The sequence below is a fragment of the Micromonospora sp. NBC_01739 genome (assembly GCF_035920385.1).
GTDB lineage: Bacteria > Actinomycetota > Actinomycetes > Mycobacteriales > Micromonosporaceae > Micromonospora.
In genome coordinates this window covers 2,473,390-2,491,350 of sequence record NZ_CP109151.1, presented here as the reverse complement: position 1 = coordinate 2,491,350, position 17,961 = coordinate 2,473,390, and the positions used below count along the sequence as shown (strand labels likewise).

General features: G+C 69.6%; 12 protein-coding genes. 7 read left to right on the top strand and 5 right to left on the bottom strand.

Translation table 11 applies throughout. The annotated features are described in order from the left end of the window. The first annotated feature begins 90 nt into the window (after positions 1–90). The 3 genes from OIE53_RS11010 to OIE53_RS11000 are packed head-to-tail and all read left to right on the top strand — an operon-like array spanning position 91 to position 3,904. Positions 91–2,013, top strand: coding sequence for an SCO2524 family protein (locus tag OIE53_RS11010; protein WP_327026508.1), 1,923 nt, complete (start codon positions 91–93; stop codon positions 2,011–2,013). Continuing rightward, entirely contained in the window at positions 2,013–2,942 is a 930-nt protein-coding gene (locus tag OIE53_RS11005) for an SCO2523 family variant P-loop protein (RefSeq protein WP_327026507.1), read from the top strand. The genes OIE53_RS11010 and OIE53_RS11005 overlap by 1 nt, the downstream gene beginning before the upstream one ends. 35 nt (positions 2,943–2,977) lie before the next feature. After that, the gene (locus OIE53_RS11000; protein WP_327026506.1) at positions 2,978–3,904 is read left to right on the top strand and encodes an SCO2522 family protein; all 927 of its coding nucleotides are present in this window, start codon (positions 2,978–2,980) and stop codon (positions 3,902–3,904) included. Here the strand turns inward: OIE53_RS11000 and OIE53_RS10995 are convergent. Continuing rightward, complete coding sequence (locus OIE53_RS10995; protein ID WP_327026505.1) at positions 3,883–4,866, bottom strand: SCO2521 family protein; 984 nt, start codon at positions 4,864–4,866, stop codon at positions 3,883–3,885. The genes OIE53_RS11000 and OIE53_RS10995 overlap by 22 nt on opposite strands. A 266-nt stretch (positions 4,867–5,132) precedes the next feature. Between OIE53_RS10995 and OIE53_RS10990 the strand changes: the two genes are divergently transcribed. Both OIE53_RS10990 and OIE53_RS10985 read left to right on the top strand, forming a co-directional pair. Continuing rightward, positions 5,133–9,347, top strand: a complete 4,215-nt coding sequence (locus tag OIE53_RS10990; protein WP_327026504.1) for a HEAT repeat domain-containing protein — start codon at positions 5,133–5,135, stop codon at positions 9,345–9,347. 306 nt (positions 9,348–9,653) lie between these two features. Then, positions 9,654–9,938: a hypothetical protein gene (locus OIE53_RS10985; RefSeq protein ID WP_327026503.1), complete on the top strand. Its 285-nt coding sequence runs from the start codon at positions 9,654–9,656 to the stop codon at positions 9,936–9,938. 7 nt (positions 9,939–9,945) lie between these two features. Here the strand turns inward: OIE53_RS10985 and OIE53_RS10980 are convergent, their stop codons facing one another. The 4 genes from OIE53_RS10980 to OIE53_RS10965 all read right to left on the bottom strand — a co-directional run bounded on the left by OIE53_RS10980 (position 9,946) and on the right by OIE53_RS10965 (position 13,950). Continuing rightward, complete coding sequence (locus tag OIE53_RS10980; RefSeq protein WP_327026502.1) at positions 9,946–10,524, bottom strand: MarR family winged helix-turn-helix transcriptional regulator; 579 nt, start codon at positions 10,522–10,524, stop codon at positions 9,946–9,948. An 8-nt stretch (positions 10,525–10,532) separates the two neighbouring features. Then, on the bottom strand, positions 10,533–11,780 hold the full coding sequence (locus tag OIE53_RS10975; protein ID WP_327026501.1) for an FAD-dependent oxidoreductase: 1,248 nt from the start codon (positions 11,778–11,780) through the stop codon (positions 10,533–10,535). Between the two features lie 233 nt (positions 11,781–12,013). After that, the gene (locus tag OIE53_RS10970) at positions 12,014–12,274 is read right to left on the bottom strand and encodes a hypothetical protein (RefSeq protein WP_327026500.1); all 261 of its coding nucleotides are present in this window, start codon (positions 12,272–12,274) and stop codon (positions 12,014–12,016) included. 380 nt (positions 12,275–12,654) lie between these two features. Further along, on the bottom strand, positions 12,655–13,950 hold the full coding sequence (locus OIE53_RS10965) for a COG1470 family protein (protein ID WP_327026499.1): 1,296 nt from the start codon (positions 13,948–13,950) through the stop codon (positions 12,655–12,657). 207 nt (positions 13,951–14,157) lie between these two features. On the opposite strand from OIE53_RS10965, the gene OIE53_RS10960 reads away from it, so the two are divergent. Next, a complete protein-coding gene (locus tag OIE53_RS10960) occupies positions 14,158–14,781 on the top strand; it encodes a helix-turn-helix transcriptional regulator (RefSeq protein ID WP_327026498.1) in 624 nt (207 codons plus the stop codon). A gap of 145 nt (positions 14,782–14,926) precedes the next feature. Then, complete coding sequence (locus tag OIE53_RS10955) at positions 14,927–17,959, top strand: hypothetical protein (protein ID WP_327026497.1); 3,033 nt, start codon at positions 14,927–14,929, stop codon at positions 17,957–17,959. The last annotated feature ends 2 nt before the right edge of the window (positions 17,960–17,961 follow it).

The following is a 17,961-nucleotide window of genomic DNA, read 5'->3' as shown; positions in this document are numbered from 1 at the left end:
CCTGCTTCACGTTCTGCGGCTCGCCGACTCGCGCGAGCAGAGCGGTTCCGATGGCACTCGACCAGCCCGTTACGATGACACTGCACATCGGTGCCGGTCATCGTGGATCATCGTGCGCACGGCAACACCAGCGGTTCCGAGTCGGCGACTACATGCAGACGGCGGTGGATCATGCGGATACAGCCGCGCCAGGAGATCCTCGACATCTGGCGTGCCACGGTGCGGAGCTGTTGGGAAAAAGGTGAATGGCACTGGGGCGGCCGAAGCGGCAGCAATTCCGTCAGTGATGCCGAGCAGCTGCTGATCCTGCTTCTTCCTGCGGCGAAGATCCCCGTGCTGTCGCTCGACGACCCTGACCGCGCCGACGACGAGGTGGTCGAGGCCCTCAGTTCGCTCGGCGGTGCGATCGAGATTCCCCGACGGTTGGTCAGCGTCATGATCGACTACTTCAGGCGGTACACCGCCGAGGACGGCACACCCATCTTCGGCGGCGGCGGCTACCTCACCCCGGTCGATGGCGGCCCGGAGCTGACCGAGGAACAACGGTCCTTCGACATCGTCGACTCGTTCGCCGTCTCCATCACTCTCACGTTGGCGACGATCGGTTTCGTCAAGGTCTACCGCAGTGCCACCCAGCGACGAGAACTGCTCGTGCAACTGGACGAACTGGAGGCGATGGCCGGCATTCGACTCACCGCCGCCATGGTGGGCCTGCTGCGCAGCTTCAGCACCTTTGTCTTCACCTCCACCAGCTCCAACGGTCAACGGCTGTGTGAGATGGTCAACCAGGACGAGCTACCGCGCCGGGAACTCGTCGCGGCGCTGCGCGAGCAGTTGCGGGAAACCATGGCCAGTCTGCGCAGCGTGGTCCTCGGGTCCGGCCGGGTCACCGAAGACCTCGACAACAGCGACATGCTTTTCGAATGCGGCTGGTCGTGGGGCATCATCGCCGGCGCCGAGGAAGTCTCCACCAGCGAGCCGATCGGCCGGCAACGCGAAGGCTCGGCCGAGAACGCCCCCTACCTCTACTTCACGGTCATCGCGATGGACGCCATCGAAGACCTGAACTCGGAACGTACCCGCCTGCTCGGCCTGCTCAACGAGGAACAACAGCGGCTGTCCCGGGCTCTGCAGCTGCGCTGGGAGCTGACCCGGACCTACTGGGCCACGGTGGCGACCTTCGGCAACCGGCGGCGATGGCCCATCGAGGACATCCCGTGGCGCACGACCGATGGCGACCGCACCGACTACTACACCCTCCAAGCGACGTCGCTGGCGGTCAAGGGACTGCTCGCGGTCGGACGCGGCGGCGACGAGGAACTCGGCCGCATCGCCGCGGTGCTGGTGGAACTGGCACAGCGGGGCCGCGTCACCCGACGCGCAACGCCCGGGGAGTCGGCGCTGCTCGTGCACACCCCCGGCAAGCGGGTCACTCTCAACGACGCCGATTCCACGCCGATGATGACCTGGGTCGTGAACGAGTTCTCCACGGTGCTGCTACAGCGGGCGATTCACGTCGCCGGCCTGCTGAGCAACGCCCGGCGGCGCAGCGAACTGCTCGAGTTGGCCGACGAGGTGTGGGATCACCTGCTGCTGCGCCGGATTCCCGACGGCCGGCACCGAGGATTGTGGGACCATGCCGGCGGTGCCTTCCCCGGGCTGGCCCCCAAACCGGACGCGCCCAGCTGGTACCTCACCGAGCGTGTGGTGCATGCGCTGGTCAACGCCGGTCAGCTGCTCTGGGATCGGCCCTTCCCGCGCGCCGGCCGGCTCGTCGCCTATGCGCAGGACCTCATCGACGAAGCGGAATACCTGTTCGACCGTGAGCTGATGCGCGGCACGTTCGCCGGAGAGGCGATGCAACGCAGCATGCGCAGCATCCGGGTGAGCCTGCGCCGGGCGCAACTGCTGGTGGACGAACGGCCGGGCACGGCGGCAGCCTTGGCGGACACGCTGCTGCTCCTGCTCAACGACATCACCACCGGGCAACAGAAGGCCAGCGAGGGGATCTGATGCTGGTCTTCGTCACGTCGCACAAGGGTGGCACCGGTCGCTCGGTGACCGCCGCGAACATCGCCTACCGCAGCGCCCTGGCCGGCCGCCCCACCTGCTACCTGGACTACGACTTCGGCTCGCCCACCGCTGGCATCACGTTCCAGATTCCGGACGCCGTCAACGGGGTGGAGGGCGAAGGGCCGAACGAGGGTGGTCTGCACCGCTACCTACGCGGAGAGATCCCATTCCCCAAGCAGTTGGATGTGTGGGGCACCTCGGAACGGGCCAGCCTGCGCCAGCGACCCATCGGCTCAGGTCCGCTGGTGCTGCTACCCGGCCAGCGCAACGGCAGCGAGTTCCCTTTCACCAACGACATCGCCAAACGCTGCGCCGAGCTCTTTCTCCGGCTGGAGGAGGAGTTCGACCTGATTCTCGTGGACCTCAGCGCCGGTCGGTCGTACGCCAGTCATATCGCGCTGGCCGCCACGGCCACCCCCGCGCTACGCAAGGTGGTCGCGCGCTGGTTGGTCTTTCATCGCTGGACTCCCCAGCACGTCACCGCGGCGGCGGATCTCGCCTTCGAGGCGGGCGGCATCCTCGCCATAGGCAAGGAGTACGGTCACGAGCCGGAGCGGCTGCGGGAGTCGCTGCGCTTCATCCGCACGGCGGTGATCGACTCCCGCGGCCCCGAGGTCGGCCACCTCGACCTCGCGCAGCAGGCATTCCTGCGCAAGTGCGACACAGAACTGTCGGAACTGGCCCGCCGCCGAGGAGTCGGGCGTACGACGCGGCTCGGCGTGGTGCCGCTGGACCCGCTGTTGCAGTGGCGGGAACAGCTCATCTCCGATCATGACGTACAAGCCAAAATCGCGAATGTGAAGACGGTGGATGCCATCGTGACGCTTACCGAAAAGCTCTTCGACGAGACCGCATGGGAAACCGTGTGATCGACGTGGATGTCAGGTTCCAGGAGGCAGCTGCGGTGCGTCGGACAGAGAGCGTGGCGTACTCCCATCTGTCGGTCGAGTTGGGGCACTTCTACGCGGAGGACTTCGGCGTCGGCTGCCAGGATCTGCGCCGCAAGTTCGCGCGGATCGCCGACTGGTCGACGGCGATTCCGGCCCTGGCCCGCCACGGGCTGCCGGCCCTCCGTCAGCCGCGGATCAGCACCTGCTTCATGGTGGACGACTACTTCCACCGATTCGGCTCACCGCGCGAGGTGATTCCTCAGGTGCAGGGTGCCGCAGCAGAGCTGGGCCTGGTGCTGGACTACGTGGCTCGGGAATCCAGCTTCGCCCGTCACGGTGGCGTCGAACTCGCCCAGATGGTGGTCGACACCCTCGTGATGGAACCACCCCGGAACACCACCGGAAGTCGGCCCCCGCTCAATGCATCCGGGTGGCTGTCCAACGGGATGCGCTCGCCCGGGTACGTGGACGCGCCGGCGATGACTCTGCCTCGCCCCTGGTCTCCGCCGGTGCAGTCCGGCGATCCCCGGCACTCCATTTTCGTCGATATAGAGCTGTGGTCCGACGAACCGAAGACCCGGGTGTGGGCGTGCGCACTGCTCGCGTCGGTCTGGCAGATGGCCCGGCTGGGCGTGTTGCGACACCGCGGGCAGACCCTGATGCAACCGACCCGCATAACCGGTGAGCTACCGGCCGACTGGGACGAGCTGCCGGCGGTAGTCCAGCTCAACCCGACCGCCGCGCCGTTCTGCGCGTACCGCACCCTGACCCTCATGGACACCCAGTACCTGCCGGTCGAGCTGGCGGTACGGACCATTCTCGGTCAGGTGGCGGTACCGACGGCGGTCGCGCAGCAGGTCGCCCGGCGCGCGGGTGGTGAAGGCCTACATCTGCCCAGCGAGCTCGTCGACCGGCTGAGTTACGTGTTCATCGGCGGATGAGTGTGCTTGCGCCCGCACGGTTGGTCGATCGACATCCGCCCCGCCAGGTCACGCAGCAGCGCCAGGTTGCCCACACTGACCTGATCCCGGATCCAGGTCACCGACGAGTTCCACTGCCGGCTGAATCCGGGCACCTGCTCCAACCGGTCCCAGATCGGCCGCAGCCGTGGGTCGACACGCGCGCCCGGCAACCAGAGGTGCAGCAGGTGCTCCAAGACGGGACGCAAGCGCTCGACGTGTTCCTGCCCGGTGCCGGACCGGGTGACGACGGCCTCCATCAGTGAGGAGAGCATGGTCAGCAGCCAGTCGTGCAACGCGAGATCCTCGCAGAGACCGGCCACGGCGGCCGGCACGTCCTGCGGGGGAAGAACCAGTTCGACCGTACGCAGGGTGGGGGAGTCCACGGTGACGACGGCCGAGACCTCCCGGTCCGACTGCGGACCCACCTGCGCTGCCCAACGCAGCCGGGTACGCGCCGCCCGCAGCGGCGGACGCCGGTCCAGCAGGTCGGACATCTGTACCCCGTCGAGCACCCGTCCGGTGATCGCCTCCAGGTTCAGTACGTCCGCATCGTTGCTGTGCAGAAAACCGGCGGTCAGGTCGGCGCTGTTCAGCTTGCCGACCGTCTCCAGGATGCCCGGCTGGGCCAGGTAGTGCGACCAGGGTTGACGACGGTCACCGCTGACGACCTGGATGACCGACGACGCCTGCACGATTCGGCCACCGGTGATGATGGCCCGGCTGACCACCGCGCCCACTGCCCGTAACCTCTTCCGTTTGGCGCTGGGCAGCCAGCAGTCCACGCCGGTGCGCACATCGGGCGAGACCGCATAGAGCGACGGACGGCGGGAGGTCAGCACCGCCTCGCCTTCGACCAGGCTGAGCACCTCCGAACTCTGCTCCTGTGCCAGCGCCGTGCTGTGTTGCAGCAGGTTGGTGTGCACCTCGCCGAACGTGATCATGGCTTCCTCCGCATCGCCGCCCGCCCGCAATCATCCTGCGGAATGCGACCCCCGCTGAATCACCCGCGCCGATACCGACCCTGGTGAGGCCACGGATCCCCGAGACAACGGGAATCGACCCACTGGGGCGGCATCTGCCCTGGGGGCATCATAGGCCCGACATCGGCGGGAATCCCATGGCGGTGAAGCGCCGCCGGCCGCACGAAGGTGACAACGAATGATATTTTCGATAGTGCGGACGCCAGCTACCCCTGGAGTTGCCGTTTATGAAGGTCTACATTTCGGCCACTCAAGAAGACCTGTGGGAATATCGCGCTGCCGTACACGCAGTGGCACGTCGTCTGGAGATCGAGGACGTCGCCATGGAAGCGTACAACGCCGACGTCCGACCACCGCTCGACCGCTGCCTGGCTGACGTGCGCCGTTGCGACCTCTACATCGGACTGTTTGCCTGGCGTTACGGATTTCGCCCGCCCGGTCAGGATTCCTCCATCACCGAGCTGGAGTATCGCGAGGCACTCGCGGCCGGAAAACCCTGCCTGATCTTCCTCCTCGCCGATGAGGCTCCCTGGCCGGTCGACCGGGTCGCCCGAGGCGACGACGGGGATCGGATCATCGAACTTCGCCGGGAACTCAAGGAACGACACCTGTGCGCCTTCTTCACCAGCGTCGACGACCTCACCGCCAAGGTCACCGCAGCGCTGGCCGACGTACGCAGTGGACGGTTTCCGGCACGCGGACCCGCCGATCCGGACACCCACTTACCCGAAGCCGTACGCAACCGCTACCACGAGCAACTGGCGCACAGATACCGCGTTGTCTCGGTCGACGCTGTCTCGCCACGTCCCACCATCGGATACCTCACCGTCGGGCTGCCGAAACTGTTCGTCGAGCCTCGGGTACACGAGGAGGCTCGTCCGGAAATGCCACTGGCCTGGTGGCGGTGGGCAAGCGCCACATCGGACGGTGACACCAGTGGACTGCCCGGCGCGGTGAACCCGGAGGAACTCGAACGACTCTGGGAGGAGTACGCGGCCAAGGATGCGCTCTCGCTGTTCGACGTGGTCTGCGATTCCAGCCGCCGGACGATCGTCCTACTCGGAGACCCCGGCTCCGGCAAGTCCGCGGCCGCGCGGTACCTGGCACTGGCACTGGCCGGAGCCTGCGACGAACCCCGACTCGCGGCGCTGAACCAGCACCTGCCCGTGCTGATCGAACTGCGGTCCTACGCCGTGCACCGCGGAGACGGGCGCTGCGACGGCTTGCTCGACTACATCGGCCATCGCCACCAACAGGGACTGACCGGAATCAACCAGGAGGTGCTGGGGTCATATCTACGCCAGGGCGGCCAGGCCCTCTTTCTCTTCGACGGCCTCGACGAGGTGTTCGACCCGGTCCAACGCGAAGAGGTGGCCGCGCAGATCGCCACCTTCGCCAACGAGTACCCGGGAGTGCTGTCCGTGGTCACCTCACGGACGGCCGGCTACCAGCGGCAGACCTTCGCCAACGCCGGCTTCGACCACTTCACCCTCGAAGACCTCGACGACGAACAGATCACCCAGTTCATCGACAACTGGTACCGCTACGTGATGCCCACTCCGGCTGTCGAAGCACAACGGCAACGACGACAGCTCCTCGACATGCTGGGCGACTCCCGAGCGATGCACGAGATCGCCGGAAACCCACTGCTGCTGATGCTCATGACCATCGTCGGTCGCAGCCACCCCCTGCCCCGCAACCGACGCCGACTGTACGCGCACGTCACCGACGTCCTCATCTCCGAGTGGGACGTGACCAAACAACTGCGGGAGAGCCACGGCGACGTGCCCTCGCTGGACCTGGATGCGAAGCGCCGACTACTGCGCCACCTGGCGTTCCGCATGCAATTCCGGGAATCGGGGCCGGCCGGCAACTACATCGACTCCGACGAGCTGGCACGCATCTTCCGCGACCATCTCGTTGCGTTCTACGGCTTCGAGAACGAGCGGGCACTCGGTATGGCCTACTCGATGATCGACAAACTGCGCCACCGAAGCTTCATCCTGGAACGATACGGACTGCGGCTGTTCGGGTTCGTGCACCGCGCGTTCCTGGAATTCTTCTGCGCCGAGGAGATCGTGGACAGGATCGACAACGACCCCGATGCCTGGGACCTCGACCGGCTCCGTGCGCTCTTTCGCGAACGCTGGGCCGACCCGTCCTGGCGAGAGGTGCTCCGCCTCGTCGCCGGTGCCCTGCCCGCCCGGATCGCCAACGACCTGATCACCCGACTCGCCACCGAGACCACCCAACCCTGGCCGCCGCTGAACCTGACCGCCCCGCCCTGGAACCTCGTGCTGGCCGCGCAGTGCGTGGCCGAAACCCCACAACCCGCCGAACTGACCGCTGCGGGCGACGCCGTGCTGCGTCAGATGGTGCTGCTGGTCGAACACGGCATCTCCGCCGACGACCCCAACCTGGTGGAACTCACCGAACAGGAACTGCTCTCCTCGATCCGGGCCCTCGGGCCGAGCTGGCCCGGCCGGCACACCTTTCTGAACTGGTACCGCCGCCGCGGAGTACGCACCAGCTGGCGCTCCGGCTCCACCTTCGCCACCCGGATCGCCGCAGCGCTGTCCAGCACGGAGGAACACCTGGAGGAACTGCTGGTCCGGGAACTCCAGCAGGGCCGCGAGCGGCTAGCCCACCTCACCCTGGTCGCCGGGCTAGCCGAAGCCGCCGGCCGGCTGGACGTCACCGCCGGGGACCGTCGTCGCTACCGGGACATCCTGATCACCCAGGCCCGAGCGAAGGTCTCCACCGCCGTCCGGCAGGCCGCCGTACGGGCCCTGATCACTCACTTCGGCGCCGATCCCGACCTCACCGGCGAGCTGTGCGACCTCGCCGACTCGCCCGATCCCGCGGTCCGCGCACTGGCCGTACAGTCCCTCGACGGTCGCCCGGAACTCAGCGACGACCTCCGCCACGTCCTGTTCCACGCCACCGAGGACAGCGCCACCACGGTACGACGAGCCGCCGTGGCCGTGCTCACCGCGCGCTGCACCGACCTGCCGGACGCACCCGGCACCCTCCAGCGACTACTTGCCACCGACCCCGATCCCGCAGTCGTACAGGAAGCGCTGACAGCCCTGCTGGGCCTGCCCGAGCACGCCGACACCGCGCGAAGCCGCGCGCTTCAGCGCATCACCGGCAAGTCCCCGGACGAGGTACGGCGCTGCCTGGTGATCAGACTGCTGTCCGGGCGGGCTGGCCCGGAGGAAACCGATCTGCTGCTCAAGCTGGCCAACTCGGACGAGTCCGCTCGGCTCCGCGCCACCGCAGTACAGCGGCTGACGCTCGTGCCGGACCCGGACGGACGCTGTCGAACCCGGCTGATCGACCGGATCGAACAGGACAAGGACGCCTCCGTGCGGGCTGCCGCCGTGACCGCGCTGATCGACCGGGACTGCACCGACGACACCTGCTGGACGGTGGTGGCGCACGCGGCTCGCACCGACGAGGACGCCACGGTCCGCCTGGCCGCGGTACGCGCCCTGGCCGAGGCCCACTCGGACCACCGCACCGGAGAACTACTGCTGGACAGCGCCCGACGCGACCCTACCGCGAGCGTCCGGCTCACCGCCGTTGACCTGCTCACCGGCCGACAACTGTTCGGGCACACCACCCGCGACCTGCTCATCAACCGAGCCTTCGAAGAACGGGACGCCCTCGTGCGGCTACGGGTCACCCGCAGCCTGGCCCGTCTCGCCGAACCGCCCGACCCCGCCGTGCGGGAGTGCCTGGCCGAACAGGTCAGCCGAGATCCCGACCCGAACGTACTGCGCGCGGCCGCCGACGCCCTCGCCGAGCATGGCGAGGTCGAGGGCCTGGTGGAGACACTGTGCCGACGGGCCCGCCGCGACAGCTACGTCGGCATCCGGTTGGCCGCCGTGCGGACGCTCTGCCGGTACGGCAGCCCCGACGTGGTGACCGACGTGCTGCTGGAATGCGTCGAGTCGGACACCGACTCGACCGTGTTCGACGCCGCGGTCTGCTGCCTGACCGAGCAGGGAAGCGCCTCCATGGCGGTGACACTGCGACTGATGCGCCGCCTCTCCGACCAGGACCCGGCGATTCGTGCCCGCATCGCCGCCGCGCTCGGCGAGCACTTCGGCGCCGACCCCGAAGTTCAGGTGCTGCTCGTCGGACTGGTCCGCGATGACCCGGCCCTCGAGGTCCGGCGCCGGGCGGTGGAACAAATCGGCGCGACCCTGGCGGACCGCGCCGGAGTACCCGAACTGCTGCTCCGGCTGGCCACCGACGACGACTGGGAGGTCCGACGTACCGCGTTGCTCGCGCTGACCCGACACCACTACCGCGACACCCGGACCCGGGAGCTGCTCATCCGGCTCGGTCGCCAGCACGACGACGACACCGTACGGCGACTGGCCGGTCAACTACTGGCCACGTTGCCCGGCATCACACCCGATGACTTCCCGTGATCGCGCCCGGCCCAAGATCTGTACTCTGGCCTGACCGGACGATACCCGGGCCTGATCCGTTTATCGGAATGATGACTAGCACCGTAAGTCGACGTACCCGGGGTCCTTGGATCATTGCGGCAGCAAACGCCGGTTCAGCGGCTCACTCGCCGCTCCGCGATCCGAAACCGATGATCGAAATTGCCTTTCTCGCCGGTGTGGTAGTCGGATTGTGGACCGCCGGTCAGCTCCCTTTCCGGGCTTAGCATTTCCGCATCGTCAATCGCCGGCCGGACAGCCCGGTCTGGGCTCGTAAGAGGAGGCACGATGCGTAAAAGATCGTTGCGGCAGCGGCTGGCCGGGACAGTCATGGTCGCCACCCTGGTGGCCGGTGGCCTGGGTACGACGGCCGGGGCCGCCCAGGCCGCCCCGGTCTCCGCCGTCAACTCGGCGGTGAGCGCGGCACCGGTCACGCTGGCAGCGGGTGGCTGGGGGCTCCAAGGCATCTTCCCCGACCCGGTCACCTGCCACATCGCCGGAATCGCCTCCGGGCGGGAGTACGTCTGCGTCTGGTACGTCCTCGCCTGGGCTTTGAACGTCTGGCAGGACTAGCCGGCGGTCATGCTCCATCCGTAGTTTCCTGGTCGTCAGGGGCGAGTTGCCGCACGGGCGGCTCACCCCTCGGTCTGTCGAGCGCAGGAGATCGGTGGCGCGAGCCGCTTGTCTCCGGCGTACCGCTGCGGAGGCGGTCCAACTCGGCCAGGTACATCTCCTGCATGCGGCCGTAGTGTCGGACCAGCAGCATGATCTCCTCGACGCTGTAACCCGCGATCAGGCGTCCCGTCTGTTCGGCGAACCGCTCGTACGGTCGCTCCAGGTCGGCTACCCGCTCCGGCCGCAGGGTGACGATCACCCGCCGCCGGTCCGCCGGGTCGCGTTCGGTGGTCACGTAGCCGGCCTGCTGGAGCCGGCGGAGCATGCTGGTCACCGCCCCGGTGGTGAGGTTGGTCCGCTCGGCGATCTGCCCCGCGGTGGCGGAACCGACCTCGGCCAGGTGGTCCAGGCACTCCAGGTCGCTGACGGTGAGGCCCAACTGCTCCGCGATGGCGTTGCGGAACACCATGGACAGTCGGGACATCTCCCGTCCCGCACGCATCAGGTCGGCGATCGCGGACTTACGAGCCAACTCGTCGGACATGCCGGCAATCATGCCTCCGGTACGGTGACCCGGTGCAGCCGAGGTAACACACGGGTCAGCACCCAGTGTGGTGCGGCCGCGCCTCCGGTCAGGCGGCGCATCAGCGCGGCGGCGGTGTCGACGGCGCGGAAGGCGTACGGCACCATCTCTTCCTGGTAGCGGGCGATCGCCTTCTCCACCGGCATGCCGCCCGCGCGGGCCTCGACCAGCCTGCGGCCCAGCAGGGCGGCGTCCCGGAGCGCGGTGTTGCCGCCGTGGGCACCGAACGGCGGCATGACGTGTACGGCGTCGCCCATCATGGTGGCCCGGGGCACCGCCCACCGGGTCGGCCGTCGGCCGGTGGCGAAGGAGTTGAGCACCATGGTGTCCAGTTCGGCCGCTTCGATCAGTCGGCGGATCAGCGGATGGAAGTCCGTACCCATCCGGGTGGCCAGGTTCCACAGTGTCAGCAGGTCCCGGCGGGTGCCCTCGGGCACCTCCTCCTGCCGCAGCAGCAGTCCCCACATGACGTAGTCCTCACCGGTGGGTGCGTAGCTGCCCGGGGCCAGGCGCGCGAAGGCCTCTCTTGGGCTCTCGCCGAAGCGCATCGAGGTGAAGAAGAAGGCGCGGCCCGGTCGGTCGGCGATGGCCAGAACCCCGCTGGTACGCAGCGCCTCCGGGATGATGCTGGCACCGTTCAGTCGCAGCGGTGTCCGGCCGTAGATGCCCGCCATCGGGGTGGGCACCGGGTCGGCGTCCGGCATGAGTTGTGTGCGTAGCGGGGAGCCGACGCCATCGGCGCCCACGACGACGGTGGCCGGGGCGGCTGTGCCGTCGGAGAACAGCAGCCGCAGCCTCGCTGGGTCGGTGTCGTCCACCGCGGCGGCGGCCTTGCCGTAGTGGATGCGGCCGTCCAGCCCGGACTGCAGGATCGACCGCAGGGTCTGCCGGTCGACCTGGCGGGTGGTGTGGGTCTTGTCCTTGAAGGTGATGGTGAAGGCGTCCCGCAGCCGCCGGTCGGTGAAGCGCAGCTGCCCGCCGGGCTCGTCGCCGGTGGCCAACGCCAGGCGGTACAGCGGGCGGGGCAGGCTGGTGCGCAGCGCCTCCAGCCCGTACCGGTCGAGGATGATCCGGTAGCCCTGCTGCCGGACGAAGGGGCCCGGGTCGCGTTCGTAGACGTGCACGTCGATGCCGTTGCGCACCAGGTACTGGGCCAGGCAGAGGCCGGAGAGGCCGGCACCGGAGATCGCCACGGAGAAGCCGGTTGATGTGCTCATGCAATTATCTTAATGACTAAGATGATTTGGCCAAGGGCTGTCGGCGTGCCGTGGTCCATCGCCTGCTTCGTCGCGGCCGTGCGCCGCACCTTCTGCCCCGGCACGGACCTCCACGTCATCATCGGAGCATCCCGGTACCGCACCGATCTCACTTCTCCGCCGACGTCAGGGCCACGGTCGCCGCGGAAACCGGCTCACCACGATCGCCGGAAACGCCGTTGCCGAGACAACCGTCAGTCGAGCAGTCCCGGAACCCGCTCCCGAAGTGTGGCCCTCACCCGCGACAGTCCGGCGTCCAGGTCGTCGCCCTCCCACCGCACGAGTTCCTCGCCCAGCGGCTTGCCCGACACCAGCACCGTCCAGCGCTTTCGGTCGCCGTCCATCTTGACGATGGCGACCAGATCGCGATCCCCGGACTGGAACACCAACGGCGATTCACCCCATCGGTGCATCGACACGACGCAGCCGCTTCGACCATCCATGATGGCCACCACGCGCGCTTCCGTAGTTGCGCCGGATGGGGCACTCCCTGTCGAAGCGGTGGCCGGACGTACCTCACCCGCGATGGATGCCTGCCATGACTCGCACCGTACCTCAGGGGCAAGCTGTGGCGGATTCACCGGCTCGCCGCTGAGGGACCCGAGCCCGATGACTGCCAGCGCTGCCACGAGCCGCGGCTTTGTCGTCCTGCGAGGCGACGGAGGGCGGGCCGGCGCACTCAGATCGATGACGGGCATAGGGCAAGCTATCCGACGGGCAGGTCACCCGTTCGTACCGGCGCGGGCGTTGAGCGCGATCTGCCAAGCGGTCTGTGAGAGTAATCGATGCGCCGGTGTACGAGGGTTGGCGAGGATCGCGGCGACCTTCCGGAGGTTCAGGAGCCCGCCCGGGTGGACCGGGCGAGGATGCCGTTGAGGTAGAGCCCTTCCTGGCAGGTCCTCGACGTGGGAGCACCGACCGGGGTGCCCGGTTGCCGGCAGACGACGGTGAGGGTCACCCGGGACCCGGCCGGCACCCTGATCGGGGTGACCGAGTGGTAGTCCTGGTTACGGAAGTTCTCCAGCGCGTAGGTGACCACCCGGACGTCGTCGGCGGTCACGGTCAGGGTCCCGGTGTCTCCCTGCGGGTTGTCCACCAGGAAATCCGTGATCAGCAGCACCCGGTTGCGGGGCACGGTGTAGCTGCTCGACGCCGACCCCCCGGGGTTGGTCCGCAGCACCAGCGCGGTGGCGAACTGTCCGTCCCCGCTGGCGCGGTCATTACCCTCGGGGGTAGCCGGCGGCGGCGCCGGAGGTGCGGGGGGAGCCGCTGCGCGTTCCTGTTCGATGGCGTCTCGCGCCGCCACGCCGGCAGCCTCGCTCGCCGCCACCTCCGCCTCGGTCGCGACCTGCGCCATGCCCTCGTCGACGGCCTCCCGAGCTGCGGAGGTCACCGCCGGACGCAGCAGCCCGAACCAGAGGGCGAGCAGGAGCAGCAGCAGAGCCAGCAGCAGGGCGAGCAGTTTGAGCAGCCAGGCGGAGAGAACGGGCTGCTGCACCAGGGTGCCGTCCAGGGTGACGGCCCGGCCCGTCGTGTCGCTCAGCACGGCCCGGAACGGCAGGTGTCTCGGGGTGCCTCGCCAGAGCAGTCGCCGGGCCCGTACGCCGAGGACGGTCGTGTACTGTTCGCCCGCCGCCAGGGTCGTCGGCCGCGGTCGGGGCGCGAAGTTCAGCTGTTCGGCACTGTCGACGGCGGTGACGGTCAGCGTCTCCTCGAGATTGCCGCCGTTGACGCCGGCGAGGCGGTAGCGGGCGCCGAGTCGCGCCCGGCGTACCTGCGGCCGTAGCTCTCCGGTCACCTCGGAGAAGGGCGCGATGGTCAGCACGGCTTCCTCGACCGTGGCCGTCTGCGGTGCCTCGGACGGCACCACCCGGACGCCGTACGGCAGCTCTCCGGCGCGGACCTCGGAGGACCGGGGCGGTCGGACGGTGAGGGTGACGGTCTGACTCGCGCCGGGATAGAGGGAGACTCTCGGTGGGTCGAACGTCGCCCAGGTGCTCGGCATGCCGACCACGTCGAGGTCGTACCCCTCGACGACGTCACCCGAGTTCCGGACCGTCACCGGGATGTCGACGCTCTCGCCCGGCACGACCACCACCGGAGTGTCCACCAGGCCCAACGAGATGCTCATGGCCCCGACCGTAGGCGCGGCGGGAGCGGCCGGAAACCGGCCGCCGGGGTACCGATGCGGGCAGAACCGCTGCCCGTTAGGTCCGCGTTAGGTGCCCGCGAAGTCTCGTCCGGCACCCTCTGCCGTATCGCCGTGCAACACCGGCGCGGCGGCACCGTCCGGAACGGAAGCCCTGGACAGGGGCATCGAGCTGTGCTGGGAGTTGTTGTGCACCGTGTCACCGTAAGCGTTCACGCGGAGGACCCGATCTCGCGGCTGGGAGTGGAGAGTCAGCTCCGTTCCCGGCCGGACCTGTGGGTGGTCGAGCCGGGCCAGGAGACACCCGAGAGTGTCGCGCTGGTCGTCATCGACGCCCTCGACGAGTCGGCTGCCCGGCTGCTACGCCGACTGCACCGGGCCGGCCGGGCCAAACTGGTGCTGGTGCCGGCCAGGATCGACGATGCCGGGTTGTCTCTCGCGGTGGAGCACGGCGTGGTGGGAGTGGTCCGGCGATCCGAGGCGAGCGCCGAGCGGCTCAGCCACATCGTCCTGGCCGTCGCCCGTGGCGAGGGTGCCCTCCCCGCCGACCTGCTCGGTCGGCTGATGGCCCAGGTGGGCCGACTTCAGCGGCAGGTACTCGAACCGCGCGGCCTGACCCTGCTCGGGTTGAGCAGCCGCGAGGTGGACGTGTTGCGGCTGGTCGCGGACGGGTTCGACACCGGGGAGATCGCCAGCAAGCTCTCCTATTCCGAGCGGACCGTGAAGAACATCCTGCACGGGGTCACCAGCCGGTTGCAGCTTCGCAACCGGGCGCACGCCGTGGCGTACGCCCTGCGCAACGGGTTGATCTGAGCACCGGGGCGGCGGGTTGCCTGAACGGGCCAGCACCGTTGCCCCCGACGGTGCCTCCCGGTCCGCACCGGCCGACCGGGAACCGCCGGACGATGGTGGCCGGCCGCCGGTCACCTTCATCCATCGCACGCCCGTCGAGGTCCACTTGCGACGTTCAATCGGAATCCCCGCCGTACTGGCCGTGTTGCTCATCGGTGCGCTGCCGCCCACCGCCGGGTTCGTCAGCCAGGGCCGGGCCGCGCCCGCGCCGGCTCCGACGGCGGCGCCCGGCCCGCCGCCGAACCCTGAGGTGAGTCAGCGGATCGCGTACGCCGGCACCGGGCACCGCAGCCTGGGGATCATCCGGGGCGAGGGACCGGCAGCTACCGCGGCCCCGCTCAACGAGTCCGGACCCGACCATTTCGACGACGAGATCTCGGCCCGCGGGTCGGCGACGACCTGGGTGAGTCGACGCGACGAGCGCACCACCGAGGTGTACCTGCGCCGAGGCGAGGGTCCGGTACGCCGGGTCACCCGGAACTCGACCGACGAGCATCGGCCGGTGCTCTCCCCGGACGGCACCCGGATCGCCTACAGCTCGGCCGCCGGCCGGGATGGCGGCGGGCAGGACATCTACGTGGTCGACGTCGACGGCGGCAACACCCGACGGGTGACCGACGGAACCGGCGACAACACCTGGCCGACCTGGTCGCCGGATGGGCGCACGCTGGCCTTTGCGGGGCTACGCGGTACGGACACCCTCCCGCAGATCTACCGGGTCGCCGTCGACGGCGGCCCGGTCACCCGGATCACCGCCGAATCCACCGGGGCCACCGAGCCGTCCTGGGACCCGAACCCGACGCACGACCGCATCGCCTACACCGTCGGTCCGGCCGGCCCGCACCCCGAGGTGTGGCTGATCGCGCCGGACGGCACCGACCGGACGCGGATGCTGCTGCCCGCCTGGCAGGCCCGGCAGCCCGCGTGGACGGCCGACGGGGCGACCGTGGCGTTCGTGAGCCGTACCCTGCCGGACGGTGGAACGACCGGGACCGTCGATCGGATCTACTCGGTGCTGGTCCGCGACGATCCGTGCCTGTGCGTGGTGGTGCCACGGCTCGCCGAGGACCGCGACGTCAGCCACCCCACCTGGTACGCCGCCCCGGGCACCGACACCGAAGAGCTGCTGGTCGCCCGGACCAGCGCCCTGGAACGGACCACCGCCACCCTGCAGGACATCCGTCCGGACGGGGTGGATCCCCGCGACCTGCGCGTGCCGGTGCTGCGCGAGGATCCCGGGGCGATCATCGATTCCCGACTGCTCTGGTATCCGGTCGACGGCGATCCGTGGCTGGAGCGGCAGGCGTACTCGCCGGACGGGCAGCGGATCGCGGTCAGCCGGTTCGAGACGGTCGACGGCGTCCGGACCCAACGGATCTGGATCGTGGACGCCGACGGCGGCCGGCCCCGGTTGCTGCCGATCGCCGGGCGGGGGCGCGGTGACCGGGAGACGGACCCGGCCTGGTCGCCGGACGGCACCCGGCTAGCCCTGGTCCGCAACTCGCCCGGGAACGGCCCCGAGGCGCCGCGCACCCCGTCCCGGATCGAGGTGGTCGACGCCGACACCGGGCGGCGCCTGCTGGAGCTGCCGGTCCGGGACGACCTGGCCGCACTCGACGACGCTCAGCCGGCCTGGTCGCCGGACGGCACCCGGCTCGCCTTCACCCGGGGCACCTACCGGGGTGACATGTTGACGCACGTCTGGACCGCCAACGCCGCGGACGGACTTGACCAGACGGACATGACCGAGACGATCTGCGGCTACGACTGCCCGGTCGTCGACGACAGCGCCGCCTTCTCCCCGGACGGCACCCGGCTGGTGTTCAACCGGGAGGCCGACGGCCTGATCCTGGTCGACCTGGCCGACAACCGGTGCCGGCTGCTGCTGCCCGGCGGCGGATCCTGCGCCCTTGCGGTGCCGGACCGCGAGGAGGGTCCGCACCAGCCACGGGACGTCGCCTGGTCACCGGACGGCGAGCGGCTCACCTTCTCGGCGCGCCGGGCCGAGGACAACAACTCGCCCGAGGCGCTGTGGAGCTATGACCTCGGGGACGGCAGCATCCGGCCGCTGACCGCGCACCTGCCCGGACGGCAGAAGGAGCCGACCTGGCAACGCCGCTTCGACGTCGCCACCGCCGTGTCCGTACCCGCGCCCGGCACCACCGTGGGCGGCCGGACCACCCTGCGGCTCGCTGTCACCGACCAGGGACCGGCCGCCGCCGACGCCGTCCGGGGCAGTCTCGAGGTTCCACCGGGGCTCTCCGTGACCGGCTTCGACACCCCGGTCGGCGAGTGTGCACTCGCCACCCTGAGCTGCGAGTTGGGCCGTCTCGGCGTGGGCCGTACCGTCGAGATCGGGGTCGAGTTGGTGGGCACCGCCCCGGGCGACTTCGAGCTGACCTGGTCGGTCGAGGCCGACCCGATCGACACCGACCCGTCGGACAACCGTGCGACGACCACGGTACGCGTCGTTCCCGCACCGCCGGGCAGCCCGGCCGATCCGGCGTTGACCGTCTCGGTAGACCCGCAGCCGGGGTACGTCGGCGGCACCGTCACCGTCCGGTACACGGTGCGCAACGCCGGTGGGACGACCGCGACCGGTCTGCGGGTCCAACCGGCCCTGCCCGGCGGGGTATCGGTCGGCGGGGCACTGGCCAACTGCCCGGCTGAGGGCTGCCCGGTGCCGGACCTGGCCCCGGGCGCCGCCGCCACCGTCACCGGGACCCTCTCCCCGGAGGCGGCGCTGCAGACGACCGTCCGGGGCACCGTGCGCACCACCGGCGGCAACGCCGACCCGGACAACGACACCGCCAGTAGGCCGTTGCGGGTGCTCGCCCCGCGGATCGTGGCGGTGCCGTCGATCGGACCGCCCGGGTTCGTCGCCTCGATCCGGGGCGAGGACTTCCCACCCGGTCGGCCGCTGCGGCTCTCCTGGGACCTGGGGATCACCGCCGCCGCCCCGCCGGTGCGCCCGGCCGCCGACGGCAGTTTCACCGCCCAGTTGCTGGTGCTGCCGAAGGACCGGCTGGGTGGCCGACAGGCGGTGGCCACCGGCACGGGGTTCAGTCCGGTGCGTACCCCGTTCCTGGTGGTGCTGCCGGCCCAGCAGCCACCCGGACTGCTGCACCGGCGCTGGTGACG

Excerpts from the sequence above, each read along its gene's own strand:
- OIE53_RS10995 (WP_327026505.1), bottom strand. The coding sequence starts at position 4,866 with ATGATCACGTTCGGCGAGGTGCACACCAACCTGCTGCAACACAGCACG.
- OIE53_RS11005 (WP_327026507.1), top strand. The coding sequence starts at position 2,013 with ATGCTGGTCTTCGTCACGTCGCACAAGGGTGGCACCGGTCGCTCGGTG.
- OIE53_RS10975 (WP_327026501.1), bottom strand. The coding sequence starts at position 11,780 with ATGAGCACATCAACCGGCTTCTCCGTGGCGATCTCCGGTGCCGGCCTC.
- OIE53_RS10985 (WP_327026503.1), top strand. The coding sequence starts at position 9,654 with ATGCGTAAAAGATCGTTGCGGCAGCGGCTGGCCGGGACAGTCATGGTC.
- OIE53_RS10990 (WP_327026504.1), top strand. The coding sequence starts at position 5,133 with ATGAAGGTCTACATTTCGGCCACTCAAGAAGACCTGTGGGAATATCGC.
- OIE53_RS10980 (WP_327026502.1), bottom strand. The coding sequence starts at position 10,524 with ATGTCCGACGAGTTGGCTCGTAAGTCCGCGATCGCCGACCTGATGCGT.
- OIE53_RS10965 (WP_327026499.1), bottom strand. The coding sequence starts at position 13,950 with ATGAGCATCTCGTTGGGCCTGGTGGACACTCCGGTGGTGGTCGTGCCG.